We start from the raw sequence: 14173 nt of genomic DNA, 5'->3' as shown, positions 1-14173 counted from the left end.
GCGAACGCAAGGGACCAAGCCATGAGCAACGTAGCCACGAGCACCGCAGGTGCCGAACCCATCATCCGCATGGAGGCGGTGAACAAGTGGTACGGCAGCTTCCAGGTGCTCACCGACATCGACCTGTCGGTGCGCGCCGGCGAGCGTATCGTGATCTGCGGCCCATCGGGCTCGGGCAAGTCGACGCTGATCCGTTGCATCAACCGGCTGGAGACGGTGCAGCAGGGCCGCATCGTGGTCGACGGCATCGAGCTCACCGCGGGCGGCAAGAACGTCGACGCGGTGCGCGCCGAAGTCGGCATGGTGTTCCAGCAGTTCAACCTGTTCCCGCACCTCACGATCCTGCAGAACTGCACCTTGGCGCCGATGCGTTCGCGCGGCATGAGCCAGGCGCAGGCCACCGAGGTGGCGATGAAGTACCTCACGCGGGTTCGCATCCCGGAGCAGGCTCACAAGTACCCGAGCCAGCTCTCCGGTGGCCAGCAGCAGCGCGTGGCCATCGCGCGCGCGCTGTGCATGGCGCCCAAGATCATGCTGTTCGACGAGCCTACCTCGGCACTCGACCCGGAGATGGTCAAGGAGGTGCTCGACACCATGATTGGCCTCGCCGAAGACGGCATGACCATGCTGTGCGTGACGCACGAGATGGGCTTTGCGCGCAGCGTGGCCGATCGCGTGATCTTCATGGCCGACGGCAAGATCGTCGAGCAGGCGCCGCCGCAAGAGTTCTTCGCACGCCCCGCGCACGAGAAGACGCGCCAGTTCCTGGGCCAGATCCTCAGCTCCCACCACGCGCATTGATCCGCAGGCAGGGCGTGCGGCCGGCCGTGCGCTCGAACCTGCCCAGACCGCCATGACCGAACCCGCCTTCGATGTTGCCCTGTTCGGCGAAGCCATGCTGATGCTGGTGGCCGACCGCCCCGGCCCGATCGAGGGGGCCACGGCCTTTCACAAGCGCACCGCGGGCGCCGAGACCAATGTGGCCATCGGCCTCGCGCGACTGGGCCTGCGCGTGGGCTGGGCCAGCCGCCTGGGCACCGACTCGATGGGCCGCGCTCTGCTGGCGGCCATGCTGTCTGAGGGCATCGATTGCTCTCACGTGGTCTGCGATCCCGCGCAGCGGACGGGCTTCCTGTTCAAGGGCCGCGTGACCGACGGCAGCGACCCGCCGGTCGAGTACCACCGAAAAGGCTCGGCCGCGAGCCAGATGGGGCCAGGCGATGTCGACGCGGCCTGGCTGCGCAGCGCACGCCACCTGCACGCCACCGGCGTGTTCGCGGCCATCTCTGCCACCAGCCTGCAGGCCGCCGGCAAGAGCATGGAGCTCATGCGCCAGGCCGGCCGCACGATCTCGTTCGACCCCAACCTGCGGCCCACGCTGTGGGAGTCGCCCGAGACGATGCGTCACTGGATCAATGAACTCGCTGCTCGCGCCGACTGGGTGCTGCCCGGCATCGAGGAAGGGCGCTTTCTCACTGGCGAAGAAACGCCCGAAGGCGTGGCGCGTTTCTACCGGCAGCGCGGTGCGCGCCTCGTGGCGGTGAAGCTCGGTGCCGAGGGCGCCTACTACGACAGCGACACGGCCGGCTGCGGGCGTGTGGCGGGCTTCCCGGTCGAGCAGGTGGTCGACACCGTGGGCGCGGGCGATGGCTTTGCGGCCGGGCTCATCAGTGCCCTGCTCGAAGGCCAGTCGGTGCCGCAGGCGGTTCGCCGCGCCGCGTGGATCGGTGCACGCGCCGTGCAGGTGCTCGGCGACACTGAAGGCCTGCCCACCCGTGCCCAACTCCTGGAGGCTGCCCTGTGAGCGCCATACGCAAGAAAGTGCTGGTGTTTCGCGAGCTGCCCGCCGATCAGCTGGCACGGCTCGAGGCTGCGCACGAGGTGACCGTAGCCGACCCGCGCCAGCCGGCGCAGCGTGCCGCATTCGAGGCCGCCCTGCGCGAGGCGCAGGGCCTCATCGGATCGAGCTACCCGGTCGACTCGGCCCTGCTGGAGCGCGCGCCGCGGCTCGAGGTGATCTCCAGCGTGTCGGTCGGTGTCGACAACTACGCGTTGGGCGCATTGGATGAGCGCGGCATCACGCTGTGCCACACCCCCGGCGTGCTCGACGAAACCGTGGCCGACACCGTGTTCGCGCTGTTGATGGCCACCAGCCGCCGCGTGGTCGAGCTCTCGAACCTGGTGCGCGAAGGGCGCTGGGTGAAGAACATCGGCGACGACCTGTTCGGCGTCGACGTCCACGGCAAGACGCTCGGCCTGCTCGGCTTCGGCCGCATCGGCCAGGCGATTGCGCGCCGTGCCGCGCTCGGCTTCGGCATGCCGGTGCTGTACCACACGCGCCGCCCGGTCGAGCTCTCGTCGCAGGCGCCCGAGCTGCAGGGGTGTGCCATGCACATGCCGCTGGCGAGCGTGCTCGCGCATTCCGACTTCGTGGTGGCCATGCTGCCGCTCACCGACAGCACCCGCGGCCTGGTCGATGCGCGGCTGTTCGCGGGCATGAAACCCGGCGCCATCTTCATCAACGGCGGCCGCGGTGCCACGGTACGAGAAGACGCGCTGCTGTACGCGCTCGACCACGGCACGCTGCGCGCGGCCGGCCTCGACGTCTTCGCGACCGAGCCGCTGCCCGCCGACTCGCCGCTGCGCACCCACCCGCGCGTGACGCCCTTGCCTCACATCGGATCGGCCACGCACGAGACCCGGCATGCCATGGCCGAACTGGCCACGACCAACCTGCTGCAGGCGCTTGCGGGCGAGCGCCCCGGCGCGGTCTACGACACCGCCAGCGCGTGAGTACGCCCACCCGCACCCAGCGCCCGGCGCGCGCAACCATTGCCGACGTGGCCAAGGCGGCGGGGGTGTCCAAGGCCACGGTGTCGCGCTTCCTCAACCACCGCGAGCGCCTGCTCAGCCCCGACATTGCCGCGCGTGTCGAGGCGGCCGTGGCAGAACTCGGCTACACGCCAAGCCCGATGGCCCAGGCGCTGAGCCATGGCCGCTCGCGCCTGATCGGCCTGATCGTGGCCGACATCACCAACCCCTATTCGGTGGCGGTGCTTCGGGGTGCCGAGAAGGCCTGCCAGGAGGCCGGCTATCTGGTGATGCTGTTCAACCTCGGCAGCGATGCCGACCTCATGCGCGAGCGTGAAGCGCTCGATGCGCTGGCCGGCTACCAGGTCGATGGCTTCATCCTCAACACGCTGGACCGCGGCGGGTTGCTGGCGGATCCAGACACCGGCAACGTGGCCGACGCCGACACCCTGCACGGCAAGCCCGCCGTGCTGGTCGACCGCCGCCATGCCGGCCTGCACGCCGACTTTGTGTCGCTCGACAACGCCGCGGCCGTGCAGCTCGCCTGCAGTCACCTCATCGACGGCGATCACCGCGAGCTCCTCTTCATCACCGAGCCGGTGGCGGGCGTGAGTTCACGGCGCGAACGCAAGGATGCTTTCGCGGAGTGCGTGGCGGCTCATGCGCCTCGCCTGGCGGGCGAGGTGTACGAGTGCGCCGCCGACGACAGCGAAGGCCTCGAGGCCGCCCTGCGTGCCTTGCACAAGCGAGCCGGGCGCGGCAGGCGCGCTGCCGTGCTGGCCGGCAATGCGGTCGTCACACTGCGCGTGGCCTCGGCCATGGCCCGATTGGGCTTGCGATTTGGCGCCGACATCGGCTTCGTCGGCTTCGACGATGCCGAATGGGCCCCGTTGATCGGCCCCGGCCTGAGCGCCGTCGCGCAGCCCACCGAAGCCATCGGCCGTGCCGCGGCGCGCTGCCTGCTGGAGCGCCTGGAGGGCCTGCAAGGGGCGCCTCGGCAACTGCTGCTGCCCGGTGAGCTGGTGGTGCGCGGGTCGTCAGCGCGCACGCCGGCGGAGTAGCGGGGCGACGCTGTCGCATGGCAGCGCATCACCCTGGCCGCCGCTACGATATCCGCTCCATAGCTTGCACCAGGAGACGCGATGCCTGCTGCCAAGGCCACCCCCAAGAGGCCCAGCCGAGCGCCCACCAAGACCCCCACAAAGCCCCCCACCAAGGCGGCCTCGCCCAAGCTGCTCGCGGGCGGCAACCCGCAGGTCGCCAAAGGCGATGGCGATGCACCCGTGCAGGCCTACATCGCCGCCATCCCCGCTGGCTGGAAGCACGATCTCGCGCAGCGGCTCGACTTGCTCATCGTGCGCAGCGTGCCCGGCGTTCGAAAGGCCGTGCGCTGGAACTCGCCCTTCTACGGCATCGAAGGCCAGGGTTGGTTCGTGAGCTTTCACTGCTTCACGCGATACATCAAGCTGACCTTCTTCCGCGGCACCGAGTTGCGGCCCCAGCCGCCGGGTGCGTCCAAGAGCCCCGAGGTGCGCTATCTCGACATCCCCGAGGCCGGTTGGGGTGACGACGCCCAGCTGGTCGCGTGGCTCCAGCAGGCTGCGGCAATCCCGGGGTGGGACGGGTTCACGGCAGGCACTGGCGACTGAGCTGCCATGGCGCCTGCACCGTGACGGTCACAACAGGCCTGCGCAGCCCGGGGCCCCGCAACGGCATCGCAACCGCCCCTGGTGGTGCGTCTCACCGTAGCGCACGGTGATCTCTTCGCCCAGGGCGATGTCGCGCATTGCATAGAACTCCACGCGGCCCTGGTTCAGGCGCAGCACGGCATTGGGGCGGCAGGCGTGGTTGATGTAGCGCAGCGCGTCGGTCGACTGCGAGGCATCGACCGCCCGGCGCTCCGACACCGCGACCATCATGATCCGCGTCTGGCCACGGCTGCGGCGCTGCGCCTCTTGCGTGCTCACCGCTTCGCCGCGCACCTCGCCGATCTTGCGTTGGGCCGGGATCGGCTCGGCAGCGAAAACGCCCTGGCCGTCGATGGCGCTCGGGCCGACGCGCAGCGCGTACTTCTGCGGGTCGGCGGGCGTGCCTCGCGGGCGCTCAGGCGCGGCGCTCGGCGCACTGGTGGCCGGGGTGAGGGTCGTGAGGCGAGGCATGGTGCGGATTGTCGTGGCACTCGTGCACACTCGCCCCCATGAAACCGGGTCTTCGATACGGCATCGTTGCCGCCATGTGCCTGCTGCTCGGCAGTTGTGCCGGCGGTGGCGATTGCACCGCGCCATATGCCAGTTCACCGCAGTTCAAGGCTTGCCTCTTCGCCAACCCGCCCAATGCGCAGACGCCGCCCGGCGCGAGCACCTGGGCGATCTGGTCGCGCTTCCTGTTCCGCAACAAGGTCGGCACGGTGCCGGTCGATGCCATCCCCGTGCGGCCACTCACCACCGCGCAGCTCGAAGCGCTCGACCCGCAGGCGAATCACATCGTGCGGCTCGGGCATTCGTCGCACCTGCTCAAGTTGCGAGGCAAGTTCTGGCTGATCGATCCGGTGTTCGGCGAGCGTGTCTCGCCGTTCAGCTTTGCCGGTCCGAAGCGCTTTCATGCACCGCCGCTCGCCTTGCAGCAGCTGCCGCCGATCGAGGGCCTGATCCTCTCGCACGACCACTACGACCACCTCGACGTGCCCACCATCGAGTACCTCGCGCAGCGGGTGCAGCGCTACTTCGTGCCGCTGGGCGTGAAGGCCCGCCTGGTAGACATGGGTGTGCCGCCCGAGCGCGTGCAGGAGTTCGATTGGTGGCAGACCGCCACGCACTCAGGCGTGCAACTCACGGCCACACCATCGCAGCACTTCTCGGGCCGCACGCTCACCGACCGCAACAGCACACTGTGGGCCGCGTGGGTGATCGAAAGCGGCGCGCAGCGCATCTACTACAGCGGCGATTCAGGCTACTTCGGCGGCTTCAAGCAGACTGGTGATCGGTTCGGTGGCTTCGACCTCGCGCTGATCGAGAACGGCGCCTACGACGCCTACTGGCCCGCCGTGCACATGACGCCCGAAGAAAGCGTGCAGGCCTTCATCGACCTGCGCGCCAAGGTGCTGTACTCGGTGCACAACAGCACCTTCGACCTGGCCTTCCACACCTGGCACGAGCCGCTCGACCGGCTGGCTGGGCTGGCCGCGGCGAAGGGCATCGAGCTCGCCACGCCCGAGATCGGCGAGGTGATGACGCTGGGCCAGCCGCGCGTCAACACGCGCTGGTGGGTGGGCCTGCGCTGAGGGCGCGGGTCAGGCAGGCGTCGGTTGGGTCAGGGCTTGGGCGGCTCGGGTGTCCCGGGCCCGCGCTCCACGGGTGCCGCGCAGAGCGACGGCTGCGCCGGGCCGAAGCGCTTGTCGAACGCCTCGGCACTCACGCGGCTGTATTGCGCGGGCAGCTTGAGCGCAGCCCATTCTTCGCAGCTGTAGGTGCGCCCGCCGGTCTCGAACATGCCGTCGCCACATCGCAGCAGGCCGCGCCGGTTGGCATGGACGATGGTCGGGCAGGCGCTGCGGGACTCGGCGCCGCACACCCACACGTTCGTGAGGCTGCTGCCCTGCACCGCGCCGCGGATGTGCCCGTGCTTGAGGGGCGCGCTGCCGGTAGCCGGTGCTTCGGTCAGCGAGCCGCACACGAGGCGGCCCTGCTGCTCCAGCCGGTAGCCGAAGCAACTGCCGGGCACGCTGCTGCAGTCTTCCCACAGGCCGGCGAAGCCGGGTGATGAAGCAGGCGCAGCGCGTGCGGCGGTGGTGACGGTGCAGATGCCGCAGGCCAGCGCGAGCGCGGCCGCGATGCGAGACGGCACGCGAAACACGGTGTGGAAGGGAGCGGTGTTGTTCATGCGCGCAGCCTACACGCTCGGTGGCGCGTGCAGGCGTCGGGCGATCGGATGTGGATCGCAACGACAACGGGCCGGGAGATCATCCCGGCCCGTGTGCTCAAAGCGCCTGTATGTCGATCAGAACTTGTAGCTGACTGCCAGCGTGTACACCACCGGGCGGAAGTCGATGGTGGTCTGCTGCACCGTGGTGCCGGTGGCCACCATATCGCTCTTCACCTTGGCCGCGGCGACGCTGCCGACGAGGCTGATCTGCGGCGTCACGGCGTACTCCAGGCCCACTTGGCCGGCGATGCCCCAGGAGTCGCTCAGTTCGATCTCCTGGTGGTACTCCGACTTGGCGTCGTAGAAGCGCGTGTAGTTGATGCCCAGGCCCACGAACGGGCGCCACGTGGAGGTGGCGTCACCGAAGTGGTAATTGGCGAACAGCGTGGGCGCGAACTGCTTGACCGATGACAGCTTGCCCATGAAGGCGATGCTGCCGGCGGCATTCGTGTCGTGCTCTGGCGGGATGCCGCCGGCGAGCTGCACGCCCCAGTTGGGCGTGAACAGGTACTCGTACGACAGGAAGAGCGTGGTCGCATCCTGCACCTCGAGATCGGCGCCCGGGGGGATGCCGATGCCGGTGAGGCCGGTGGTCTGCGAATGGATGTCGAGGCGCGACGCGCCGATGCTCACGACCGACTGCTGGGCCTGGGCGGGCAGGGCGGACAGCGTGGCGCAGGTGGCGAGGGCCGCCCCGATGAACTGACGAAACATGATGGAAGAGTCTCCTGAAGGCGTGATCACTGGATCCAGTGGGCGTTGCGCAGCGAGGCCAGCACGGCGTCGCTCAACAGCTTGTGGCCACCGGTGGTGGGGTGCACGCTGTCGGCGAACAGCCAGGTGTTGACGTCGGCGGCCGGCGTGGTGCGCAGGCCGTTGTAGGGCGCGCCCGCGGTGGCGTTGCAGAACAGCGAACTGCCGTCGGTGACCTGGTTCGACGTGATCGCAGCGATGCGCGTGGCGTCGCAGGCCGGGATCGTGGTGTTCACCATGCCGAAGGCGGCGGGGTTGGCGATCACGGCCTGGGTCGATGCCTTGGCGTCGATCCACAGCACGGGCTGGTCGGTGAGGCCGTCGCGCAGCCACAGATTGAAGGTGTCGACCAGACCGCTCAGCACGCCCCGTGCGTCTGCCGGCAGGGCGCCACCCATGGGGGTCTGCGCCGAGTCGGGCAGGTTCATCACGGCGACGTAGCGGCCGCCCTTGGCGAGGATCTCGCTGCGGATGTAGCTCGTGAGTTCTTGCGCGGCCTGCTTGAGTGCGGCCTGCGCTTCGCTTTGCGCGTTGAAGAGTTGCAGCGAGGCCTGGTCCTGCGTGATCGCGCCGCTGGCTGCCTGCGTCTTGATCTCCGTGGCCTTGGCGGCGAAGGCGCCGAACTGCGTGAAGACGTCGTTGTTGCCGGCGTAGACGAAGACCAGGTCGTTGGCGGTGAACGCGTTGAAGCGCGCCAGGTGGTTGGCGATCTGCGTCTTCACCGGCACGGTGAGCGCGCCGGTCGCGTGGCCGATGCCGTTGGGGTCGGTCACGCGCGAGCCACCTTGGCCATAGGCCGTGCAGGTGTTGGCGGCCGATGCGGCAGCGGCCGGGCAGGCGACCGAGGTGGTGCCGAAGCCCACTTGCGCGGGCGTGAGGCCGATGTGGAGCGCAGAGGCCACGTTCTCGACCCACACCTTGGCGGTGGCGCTGTTGGTCGTGAACTTGCCGCCCATGTAGGGCGCGGCGCCATTGCCGGTGAGCGACGTGGCGGGGGCGTAGGTGCCGACGTCGCTCAGGCTGTCGCCGAACGACACCACGGCCGTGAAGTTGCCTTGCGTGGTGGGTGCGCCGGAGGGCGAGCCGCTACCGGCCACGTCGGGATCGCCGCCGCCACAGGCGGACATGAACACAGCGGCAGCCAGGGCAGCAGGCGCCCAGGAACGAATGAGAGTCATGCAGGGTCCTTGAGTGATAAGTCGCAAAAGCGAACGACCGTTCGCTTTTGCGCGGTGGACTGTACGTCGGCGTTTCCAGCCCTGCGCAGCGGGAAACCCCGCGGCGCGATGGAGAGCGCACTCTAGAAACGCGACCGGTTCAGTGGTGGTTCAGGGTGCGCTCAGTTGCGCGTCAGCGCAGCCGTCGGGCAGCGGTGGTTGGTGTGTGAGGGCGCATTCAAGTTCCCTGCGCGCGACTCGGCCGCATGTGAAGCCGCCCATTCGTGAGGCTCTTCACATGCGCATCACGCATGCACATCACACACGCACATCACCGCCATGCGAACTGCGGCTGATCGAAATGCGCGACGCGCGTGGCGCGGCCCTCGATGCATACCTCGCGGAACTGATACAGCAGCGCCGCAGTGGGCGCGGCGATCCAGTCGTCGCCCACCGGCATGCGCAGCACGGCGTGCGGGCTGTGTTCGGCCTGGTCGAGCAATGGCGCGTCGGCACGCAGGAACTCCGCCACCGGGATGCGGTGAATGCTTTCCACTTCATCGGGGTTGGGGTCGATCTCGCGTGCGGCGCCCGCCCACACCACCACCGGCGTGATGACAAAGCCGGAGCGAGTCACGTAGTCGTCGAGCCGGCCGAGCACGGCGCTGGCATCGAGGCGCAGCCGCACCTCCTCGTGCATCTCGCGCAGCGCGGCTTGCTCGGGTGTCTCGCCATGATCGATGCGGCCTCCGGGCAGTGCCCACTGGCCGGCGTGCTTGCGCAGGCGGGCCGATCGCCGCGTGAGCAGCAGGGCGGCCTGCGTGCTCCAGTTGGCGTGTCGCGCGAAGCCTGGCAGATCGGCGCCAGGGCCTTCATCGATGACAGCGATGGCGACTGCGGCGTGCAGCAAACCATGATCGGGCGCACTGCTCTGCAACGCGAAGGCATGCAGGTGCCGTTCGATCAAGGCGCGAAGCGACTCGTCACGCGGCAGGCTGCTGTGGTTCATCCGGCGAATATAGTTCTCGCGCCCGCATCACGCCGCGCCAAGCGTAGATGCTGTCTGCACAGCCACTGGACACCCGATGGACATCACCCCCTTGTTCGAACTCGGCACCCGCGTGGGCGACAAGCTCGTCGCGCGCCAGGAGACGATCGCGCTGGCCGAATCGTCGGCCGGTGGCCTGATCGCCGCGGCACTGCTCTCGCGTGCGGGCGCGTCGGCCTACTACCTGGGCGGTGCGGTGGTGTATTCGCGCCGATCGTTCCGCTTGCTGACCGTGCTCACCGCCGACGACACCGCCGGCCTGCGCTCGTCGAGCCCGCCGTTCGCGCAACTGCTGGCGCGACACCAGCGCGCGCGGTTCAAGTCGAGCTGGGGATTGGCCGAGACCGGAGCCGCCGGGCCCGAGGGCAACCGCTACGGTGACCCCGCCGGACACACCTGCGTGGCGGTCGATGGGCCGGTGAGCCTGGAGCGCACGCTGCGCACAGGGCATGGCGATCGGCCCCTGAACATGCTTGCCTTTGCGGCCGCGGCGCTCACCCTGCTCGAAGAAGCGCTCGACTCGTTGCCGGTGAGATAGCCGCGATAGAAAAAAGGGGCGCGGTCGATGAACGCGCCCCTTGTCGTACCGGCCGCGCGCCGGCACTGCCTCAAGCGATGTCGAAGCGATCGAGGTTCATCACCTTGGTCCAGGCGGCGACGAAGTCCCTCACGAACTTGGCCTTGCCGTCGGTGCTCGCATACACCTCGGCATAGGCGCGCAGGATCGAGTTGGAGCCGAAGATCAGGTCGGCGCGCGTGGCGGCGTATTTCACGGTGCCGCTCTTGCGGTCGCGGCCCTCGAAGAACTCGTTGCTGGCGTCGGTGGGCTTCCACACGGTGGCCATGTCGAGCAGGTTCACGAAGAAGTCGTTCGACAGCACGCCCACCTTGTCGGTGAACACGCCGTGCTTGCTGCCGTCGGCGTTGGTGCCCAGTACGCGCAAGCCACCCACCAGCGCGGTCATCTCCGGCCCCGTGAGTGTGAGCAACTGAGCCTTGTCGACCAGCAGTGATTCGGTGCTCGCGGGCACCTTGCCGCGGTTGTAGTTGCGAAAGCCGTCGGCCAGGGGTTCCATCGCCGCGAAGGATTCGACGTCGGTCTGCTCCTGCGTGACGTCTACGCGCCCCGGCATGAAGGGCGCTTCGACCGCCACGCCAGCGGCCTTGGCTGCCTGCTCGACGCCGACCGTGCCTGCCAGCACGATCACATCGGCCAGCGAGGCCTTGCCCGAGGCCTTCTGGATCTCGATCAGCTTGGGCAGCGCCTTCACGGCCACTTCGTTGACACCCCAGTTCTTCTGCGGTGTCAGTGCCAGCCGCGCGCCGTTGGCGCCGCCGCGCTTGTCGCCGCCGCGGAAGGTGGAGGCCGATGCCCAGGCCACCGAAACCAGCTCGCCGACCGACAGCCCCGAGGCCGCGATGCGCGTCTTCAGATCGGCGATGTCGGCGGGTGTCGGCTGCAGCGTGGCCGCGGGCAGCGGGTCTTGCCAGATGAGGTCTTCCTTCGGCACCTCGGGGCCGAGGTAGCGCGCCTTCGGGCCCATGTCGCGGTGCGTCAGCTTGAACCAGGCGCGCGCGAAGGCTTCGGCAAAGGCCTGCGGGTCTTCGAGAAAGCGCTTGGAGATCTTGCCGAACTCGGGGTCGAAGCGCAGCGTGAGGTCGGTGGTCAGCATCTTCGGCTTGTGGAACTTGCCGGGGACGTGCGCGTCAGGGATGTTCTCCGGCGCATCCTTGGCCACCCACTGCTTGTGGCCGGCGGGGCTCAGCTCCATCTCCCACTCGAACTTGAAGAGGTTCTCGAAGAAGTTGTTGCTCCACAGCGCCGGCGTCTTGGTCCACGTGACTTCGAGGCCGCTGGAGACGGTGTCCTTGCCCGAGCCGCTGCCGAAGTTGCTGGTCCAGCCGAGGCCTTGTTCCTCGATCGTGCCGCCCTCGGGCTCGGCGCCCTTGTGCGATTCGGGCGCGGCGCCGTGCGCCTTGCCGAAGGTGTGGCCGCCGGCGATCAGCGCCACGGTTTCTTCGTCGTTCATGGCCATGCGGCTGAAGGTGGCGCGGATGTCCTTTGCCGCGGCCATGAAGTCTCCGCTGGCGTTCGGGCCTTCGGGGTTGACGTAGATCAGGCCCATGTGGGTGGCGCCCACGCTGTTGACGAGCACGCGGTCGCCTTCGAAGCGCTTGTCGTCGTCCAGCCATTTGGTTTCGGCGCCCCAGCTGACGTCCGTGTCGGGCTCCCACACGTCCTCGCGGCCGGCACCGAAGCCGAAGGTGCGAAAGCCCATCGACTCGAGCGCTACGTTGCCCGCCAGGACGAACAGGTCAGCCCACGAGATCTGCTGCCCGTACTTCTGCTTGATCGGCCACAGCAGGCGGCGGCTCTTGTCGATGTTGACGTTGTCGGGCCACGAGTTGAGCGGCGCGAAGCGCTGCTGTCCGCGCCCCGCACCGCCGCGGCCGTCGGTGGTGCGGTAGGTGCCGGCGCTGTGCCAGGCCATGCGGATCATCTGCGGGCCGTAGTGACCGAAATCGGCCGGCCACCAGTCCTGGCTGTCGGTCATGAGCCGGACCAGATCGCCCTTCAGCGCCTTGTAGTCGAGCTTCTTGAACTCTTCGGCGTAGTTGAACTCGCCTCCCAGCGGATCGGAGCGGTCGGAGTGCTGGTTCAGCAGGTCGACGCGCAACTGGTTCGGCCACCAATCCTTGTTGGACGTGCCACTGCCGGCGGCATGGTGGAACGGACACTTGGCTTCGGTGCTCATGCGATGGCTCCTCGAGGTGTGGTTTGGGTCTCAGAGGGTAGAAACTTGCACCGCGCGCGTCCAGACAAAAAAGTTCAGGGGGCCGATAGGCACTCGATATCGCCCCGTGGACACACCCAAGGTGCGCCGACGTCGTGCACCGGCGTCGCATTCAGCCAGACCACTGGCGAGCAGCACCGCGCTGCGTCAGCGCGCGCGCTTCTTCGCCGGTGCGGGCGCCGGTGCGGACGCAGGCGTGCCGGGCGGCGCGATGCCGCGCTCCGGGAGGTACCCCGAGGTACCCAGGCCTGGCATGCGCGCCGCGCTGCCGTCCTTGCGGCTGCACACACCGTCGGCCGGAGACCAGGTGTAGGCCACGCAGCGCGTGTCGGCCAGGCACTGGTCGCCGCACAGCGCGAACGAGGACGCCGGCGCACGCCCATTGGGCAGGTCGCCGCCACGGAAGTCGGTCTGCTCGTAGCGGGTCACCGGTGGCGCCGCGGTGTTCACCGGTGGCAGGCAGCTGCACAGCGCACTGGTGTTTGACACCGCGCGCCACTTGCCGTCCCACTTGAGGCCGCTGGCGGCTTCGCAGATGACGGGGCAGCGTGTGCGTGCATCGATCTCGGTGTGGATGGGCCCGGCCTCGATCTCGTTCGCGTGGGTGGCCGATGCCAGAAGGGCGAGGGCCGCGAGGGTGTGCAGGGCATGTCTGTTCATGGGCTGGTGGGGGTGTTGATCTCTCGTGCCGCGGCCTGCATGCAGGCCATCGCGTGGCGCGCCATCGGCGAAGGCGTGCGATGGACGAGCAGCACCAGGCCCATGTCGGCATACAGCTCGGGCAGGTCGTCGATCTCGATCTGCGCGAGCTGGCCGGCTGTCACGGCGTCGCGCACGGCGGCATCGGTGGCGAGGAAGACGGTGTCGGTGGCCAGGGCCAAGGTGCGCAGCAAGGCGACATCGTCGCACTCCAGCGCGAGCACGGGGTCGCCGCCCAACGGCAGGCCGAGCGCCAGCGCGAGCTGCGTGCGCACCTCGAGCGGGAGCTTGATGCTGGCCACACCGAAGCGCCACGCGTCGGCCAGCTGGCAGCGCCGGCCGGCGAGCGGGTGGCCGCTGCGCGCGTACACGCGCCCGAACTGCCGGCCCAGCGGGGTGATCGCGAGCTGGGGGTCGCGTGGCACGGAGCGAATGTCGGCGACGAAGAACTCGATGTCTTCCGTGAGCAGGCGCTCGAGCAGTTGCTGCCAATTGCTGAGCTCCACCCGCACGCCGGCGTTGGGGTGGCGCGCACGCAGTTGTGCGAGGGCGCTCGGCACGAGGGTCGCCGCCGGGAAGGGGCCGGCACCGAAGGCGGTGTCGCCGAGCTGGCTCTCGCGATAGAGCGCCGTGTCGCGGCTGATGTTGCGTGCTTCAGACAGCAGCCTGCGTGCGCGTTCGATCAAGAACGCGCCGGCAGGCGTCGGTTTGACATCGCCGGTCTCGCGGTCGAAGAGCTGCATGCCCACGTCGCGCTCGATGCTCTGGATGCTGCGGCTGAAGGCCGGTTGGCTCAGGTGAACGCGCTGCGCAGCCCGCGCGAAGTGGCGCTCGTCGCAGAGGGTCACGAGGTGGGTAAGGCGCTTGAGGTCCAGCATCGCGCAATGCTAGGTGTGCATTGGGGCGTTGTCATCAATGCATTGGACGTGTTCGCGGGTGCTGTCGATATTGAGGAACCGGCAGGCCAGTCAGCCGGTGATATCAACGGA

General features: G+C 68.7%; 15 protein-coding genes. 7 read left to right on the top strand and 8 right to left on the bottom strand.

Translation table 11 applies throughout. The annotated features are described in order from the left end of the window. Positions 1-21 precede the first annotated feature (21 nt). The 5 genes from AC1KAR_RS14170 (at position 22) to AC1KAR_RS14150 (ending at position 4460) form a co-directional block, all read left to right on the top strand. Complete coding sequence (locus AC1KAR_RS14170; RefSeq protein ID WP_480318741.1) at positions 22-801, top strand: amino acid ABC transporter ATP-binding protein; 780 nt, start codon at positions 22-24, stop codon at positions 799-801. A gap of 52 nt (positions 802-853) precedes the next feature. Then, positions 854-1804: a sugar kinase gene (locus AC1KAR_RS14165; RefSeq protein ID WP_480318739.1), complete on the top strand. Its 951-nt coding sequence runs from the start codon at positions 854-856 to the stop codon at positions 1802-1804. Continuing rightward, complete coding sequence (locus AC1KAR_RS14160; protein WP_480318737.1) at positions 1801-2793, top strand: 2-hydroxyacid dehydrogenase; 993 nt, start codon at positions 1801-1803, stop codon at positions 2791-2793. The genes AC1KAR_RS14165 and AC1KAR_RS14160 overlap by 4 nt, the downstream gene beginning before the upstream one ends. Beyond that, a complete protein-coding gene (locus tag AC1KAR_RS14155) occupies positions 2790-3872 on the top strand; it encodes a LacI family DNA-binding transcriptional regulator (RefSeq protein ID WP_480318735.1) in 1083 nt (360 codons plus the stop codon). Before AC1KAR_RS14160 ends, AC1KAR_RS14155 begins: the two co-directional genes overlap by 4 nt. 81 nt (positions 3873-3953) lie before the next feature. Further along, positions 3954-4460, top strand: a complete 507-nt coding sequence (locus AC1KAR_RS14150) for a DUF1801 domain-containing protein (protein ID WP_480318733.1) — start codon at positions 3954-3956, stop codon at positions 4458-4460. A 27-nt stretch (positions 4461-4487) separates the two neighbouring features. Here the strand turns inward: AC1KAR_RS14150 and AC1KAR_RS14145 are convergent, their stop codons facing one another. After that, positions 4488-4970 carry an SET domain-containing protein gene (locus tag AC1KAR_RS14145; RefSeq protein ID WP_480318731.1) on the bottom strand — a complete coding sequence of 161 codons (483 nt, stop codon included), beginning with the start codon at positions 4968-4970 and terminating at the stop codon, positions 4488-4490. Positions 4971-5008: 38 nt separating this feature from the next. Between AC1KAR_RS14145 and AC1KAR_RS14140 the strand changes: the two genes are divergently transcribed. Beyond that, positions 5009-6091 (top strand): MBL fold metallo-hydrolase, encoded by a 1083-nt coding sequence (locus tag AC1KAR_RS14140; protein WP_480318729.1) that lies wholly within the window; start codon positions 5009-5011, stop codon positions 6089-6091. Positions 6092-6120: 29 nt separating this feature from the next. Here the strand turns inward: AC1KAR_RS14140 and AC1KAR_RS14135 are convergent, their stop codons facing one another. The 4 genes from AC1KAR_RS14135 to AC1KAR_RS14120 all read right to left on the bottom strand — a co-directional run bounded on the left by AC1KAR_RS14135 (position 6121) and on the right by AC1KAR_RS14120 (position 9651). Beyond that, complete coding sequence (locus AC1KAR_RS14135) at positions 6121-6690, bottom strand: hypothetical protein (protein WP_480318727.1); 570 nt, start codon at positions 6688-6690, stop codon at positions 6121-6123. A gap of 117 nt (positions 6691-6807) precedes the next feature. After that, positions 6808-7446 (bottom strand): OmpW/AlkL family protein, encoded by a 639-nt coding sequence (locus AC1KAR_RS14130; protein WP_480318725.1) that lies wholly within the window; start codon positions 7444-7446, stop codon positions 6808-6810. Positions 7447-7472: 26 nt separating this feature from the next. Beyond that, the gene (locus AC1KAR_RS14125) at positions 7473-8663 is read right to left on the bottom strand and encodes an SGNH/GDSL hydrolase family protein (protein WP_480318723.1); all 1191 of its coding nucleotides are present in this window, start codon (positions 8661-8663) and stop codon (positions 7473-7475) included. Between the two features lie 310 nt (positions 8664-8973). Next, positions 8974-9651: an NUDIX hydrolase gene (locus AC1KAR_RS14120; RefSeq protein WP_480318721.1), complete on the bottom strand. Its 678-nt coding sequence runs from the start codon at positions 9649-9651 to the stop codon at positions 8974-8976. A gap of 76 nt (positions 9652-9727) precedes the next feature. On the opposite strand from AC1KAR_RS14120, the gene AC1KAR_RS14115 reads away from it, so the two are divergent. Further along, positions 9728-10228: a CinA family protein gene (locus tag AC1KAR_RS14115; protein ID WP_480318720.1), complete on the top strand. Its 501-nt coding sequence runs from the start codon at positions 9728-9730 to the stop codon at positions 10226-10228. A 70-nt stretch (positions 10229-10298) separates the two neighbouring features. Here AC1KAR_RS14115 and katG read toward each other — a convergent pair whose 3' ends face one another. The 3 genes from katG to AC1KAR_RS14100 all read right to left on the bottom strand — a co-directional run bounded on the left by katG (position 10299) and on the right by AC1KAR_RS14100 (position 14062). Further along, positions 10299-12446 carry a catalase/peroxidase HPI gene (gene katG, locus AC1KAR_RS14110; protein ID WP_480318718.1) on the bottom strand — a complete coding sequence of 716 codons (2148 nt, stop codon included), beginning with the start codon at positions 12444-12446 and terminating at the stop codon, positions 10299-10301. Between the two features lie 186 nt (positions 12447-12632). Continuing rightward, complete coding sequence (locus AC1KAR_RS14105) at positions 12633-13145, bottom strand: PAN domain-containing protein (protein ID WP_480318716.1); 513 nt, start codon at positions 13143-13145, stop codon at positions 12633-12635. Further along, on the bottom strand, positions 13142-14062 hold the full coding sequence (locus AC1KAR_RS14100) for a LysR family transcriptional regulator (RefSeq protein WP_480318714.1): 921 nt from the start codon (positions 14060-14062) through the stop codon (positions 13142-13144). The genes AC1KAR_RS14105 and AC1KAR_RS14100 overlap by 4 nt, the downstream gene beginning before the upstream one ends. Between the last annotated feature and the right edge of the window lie 111 nt (positions 14063-14173).

The organism is Piscinibacter sp. PDB1-1 (assembly GCF_056675995.1).
Note: the sequence above shows the minus strand (reverse complement) of the source record. Positions and strands in the feature narration are given on the sequence as shown.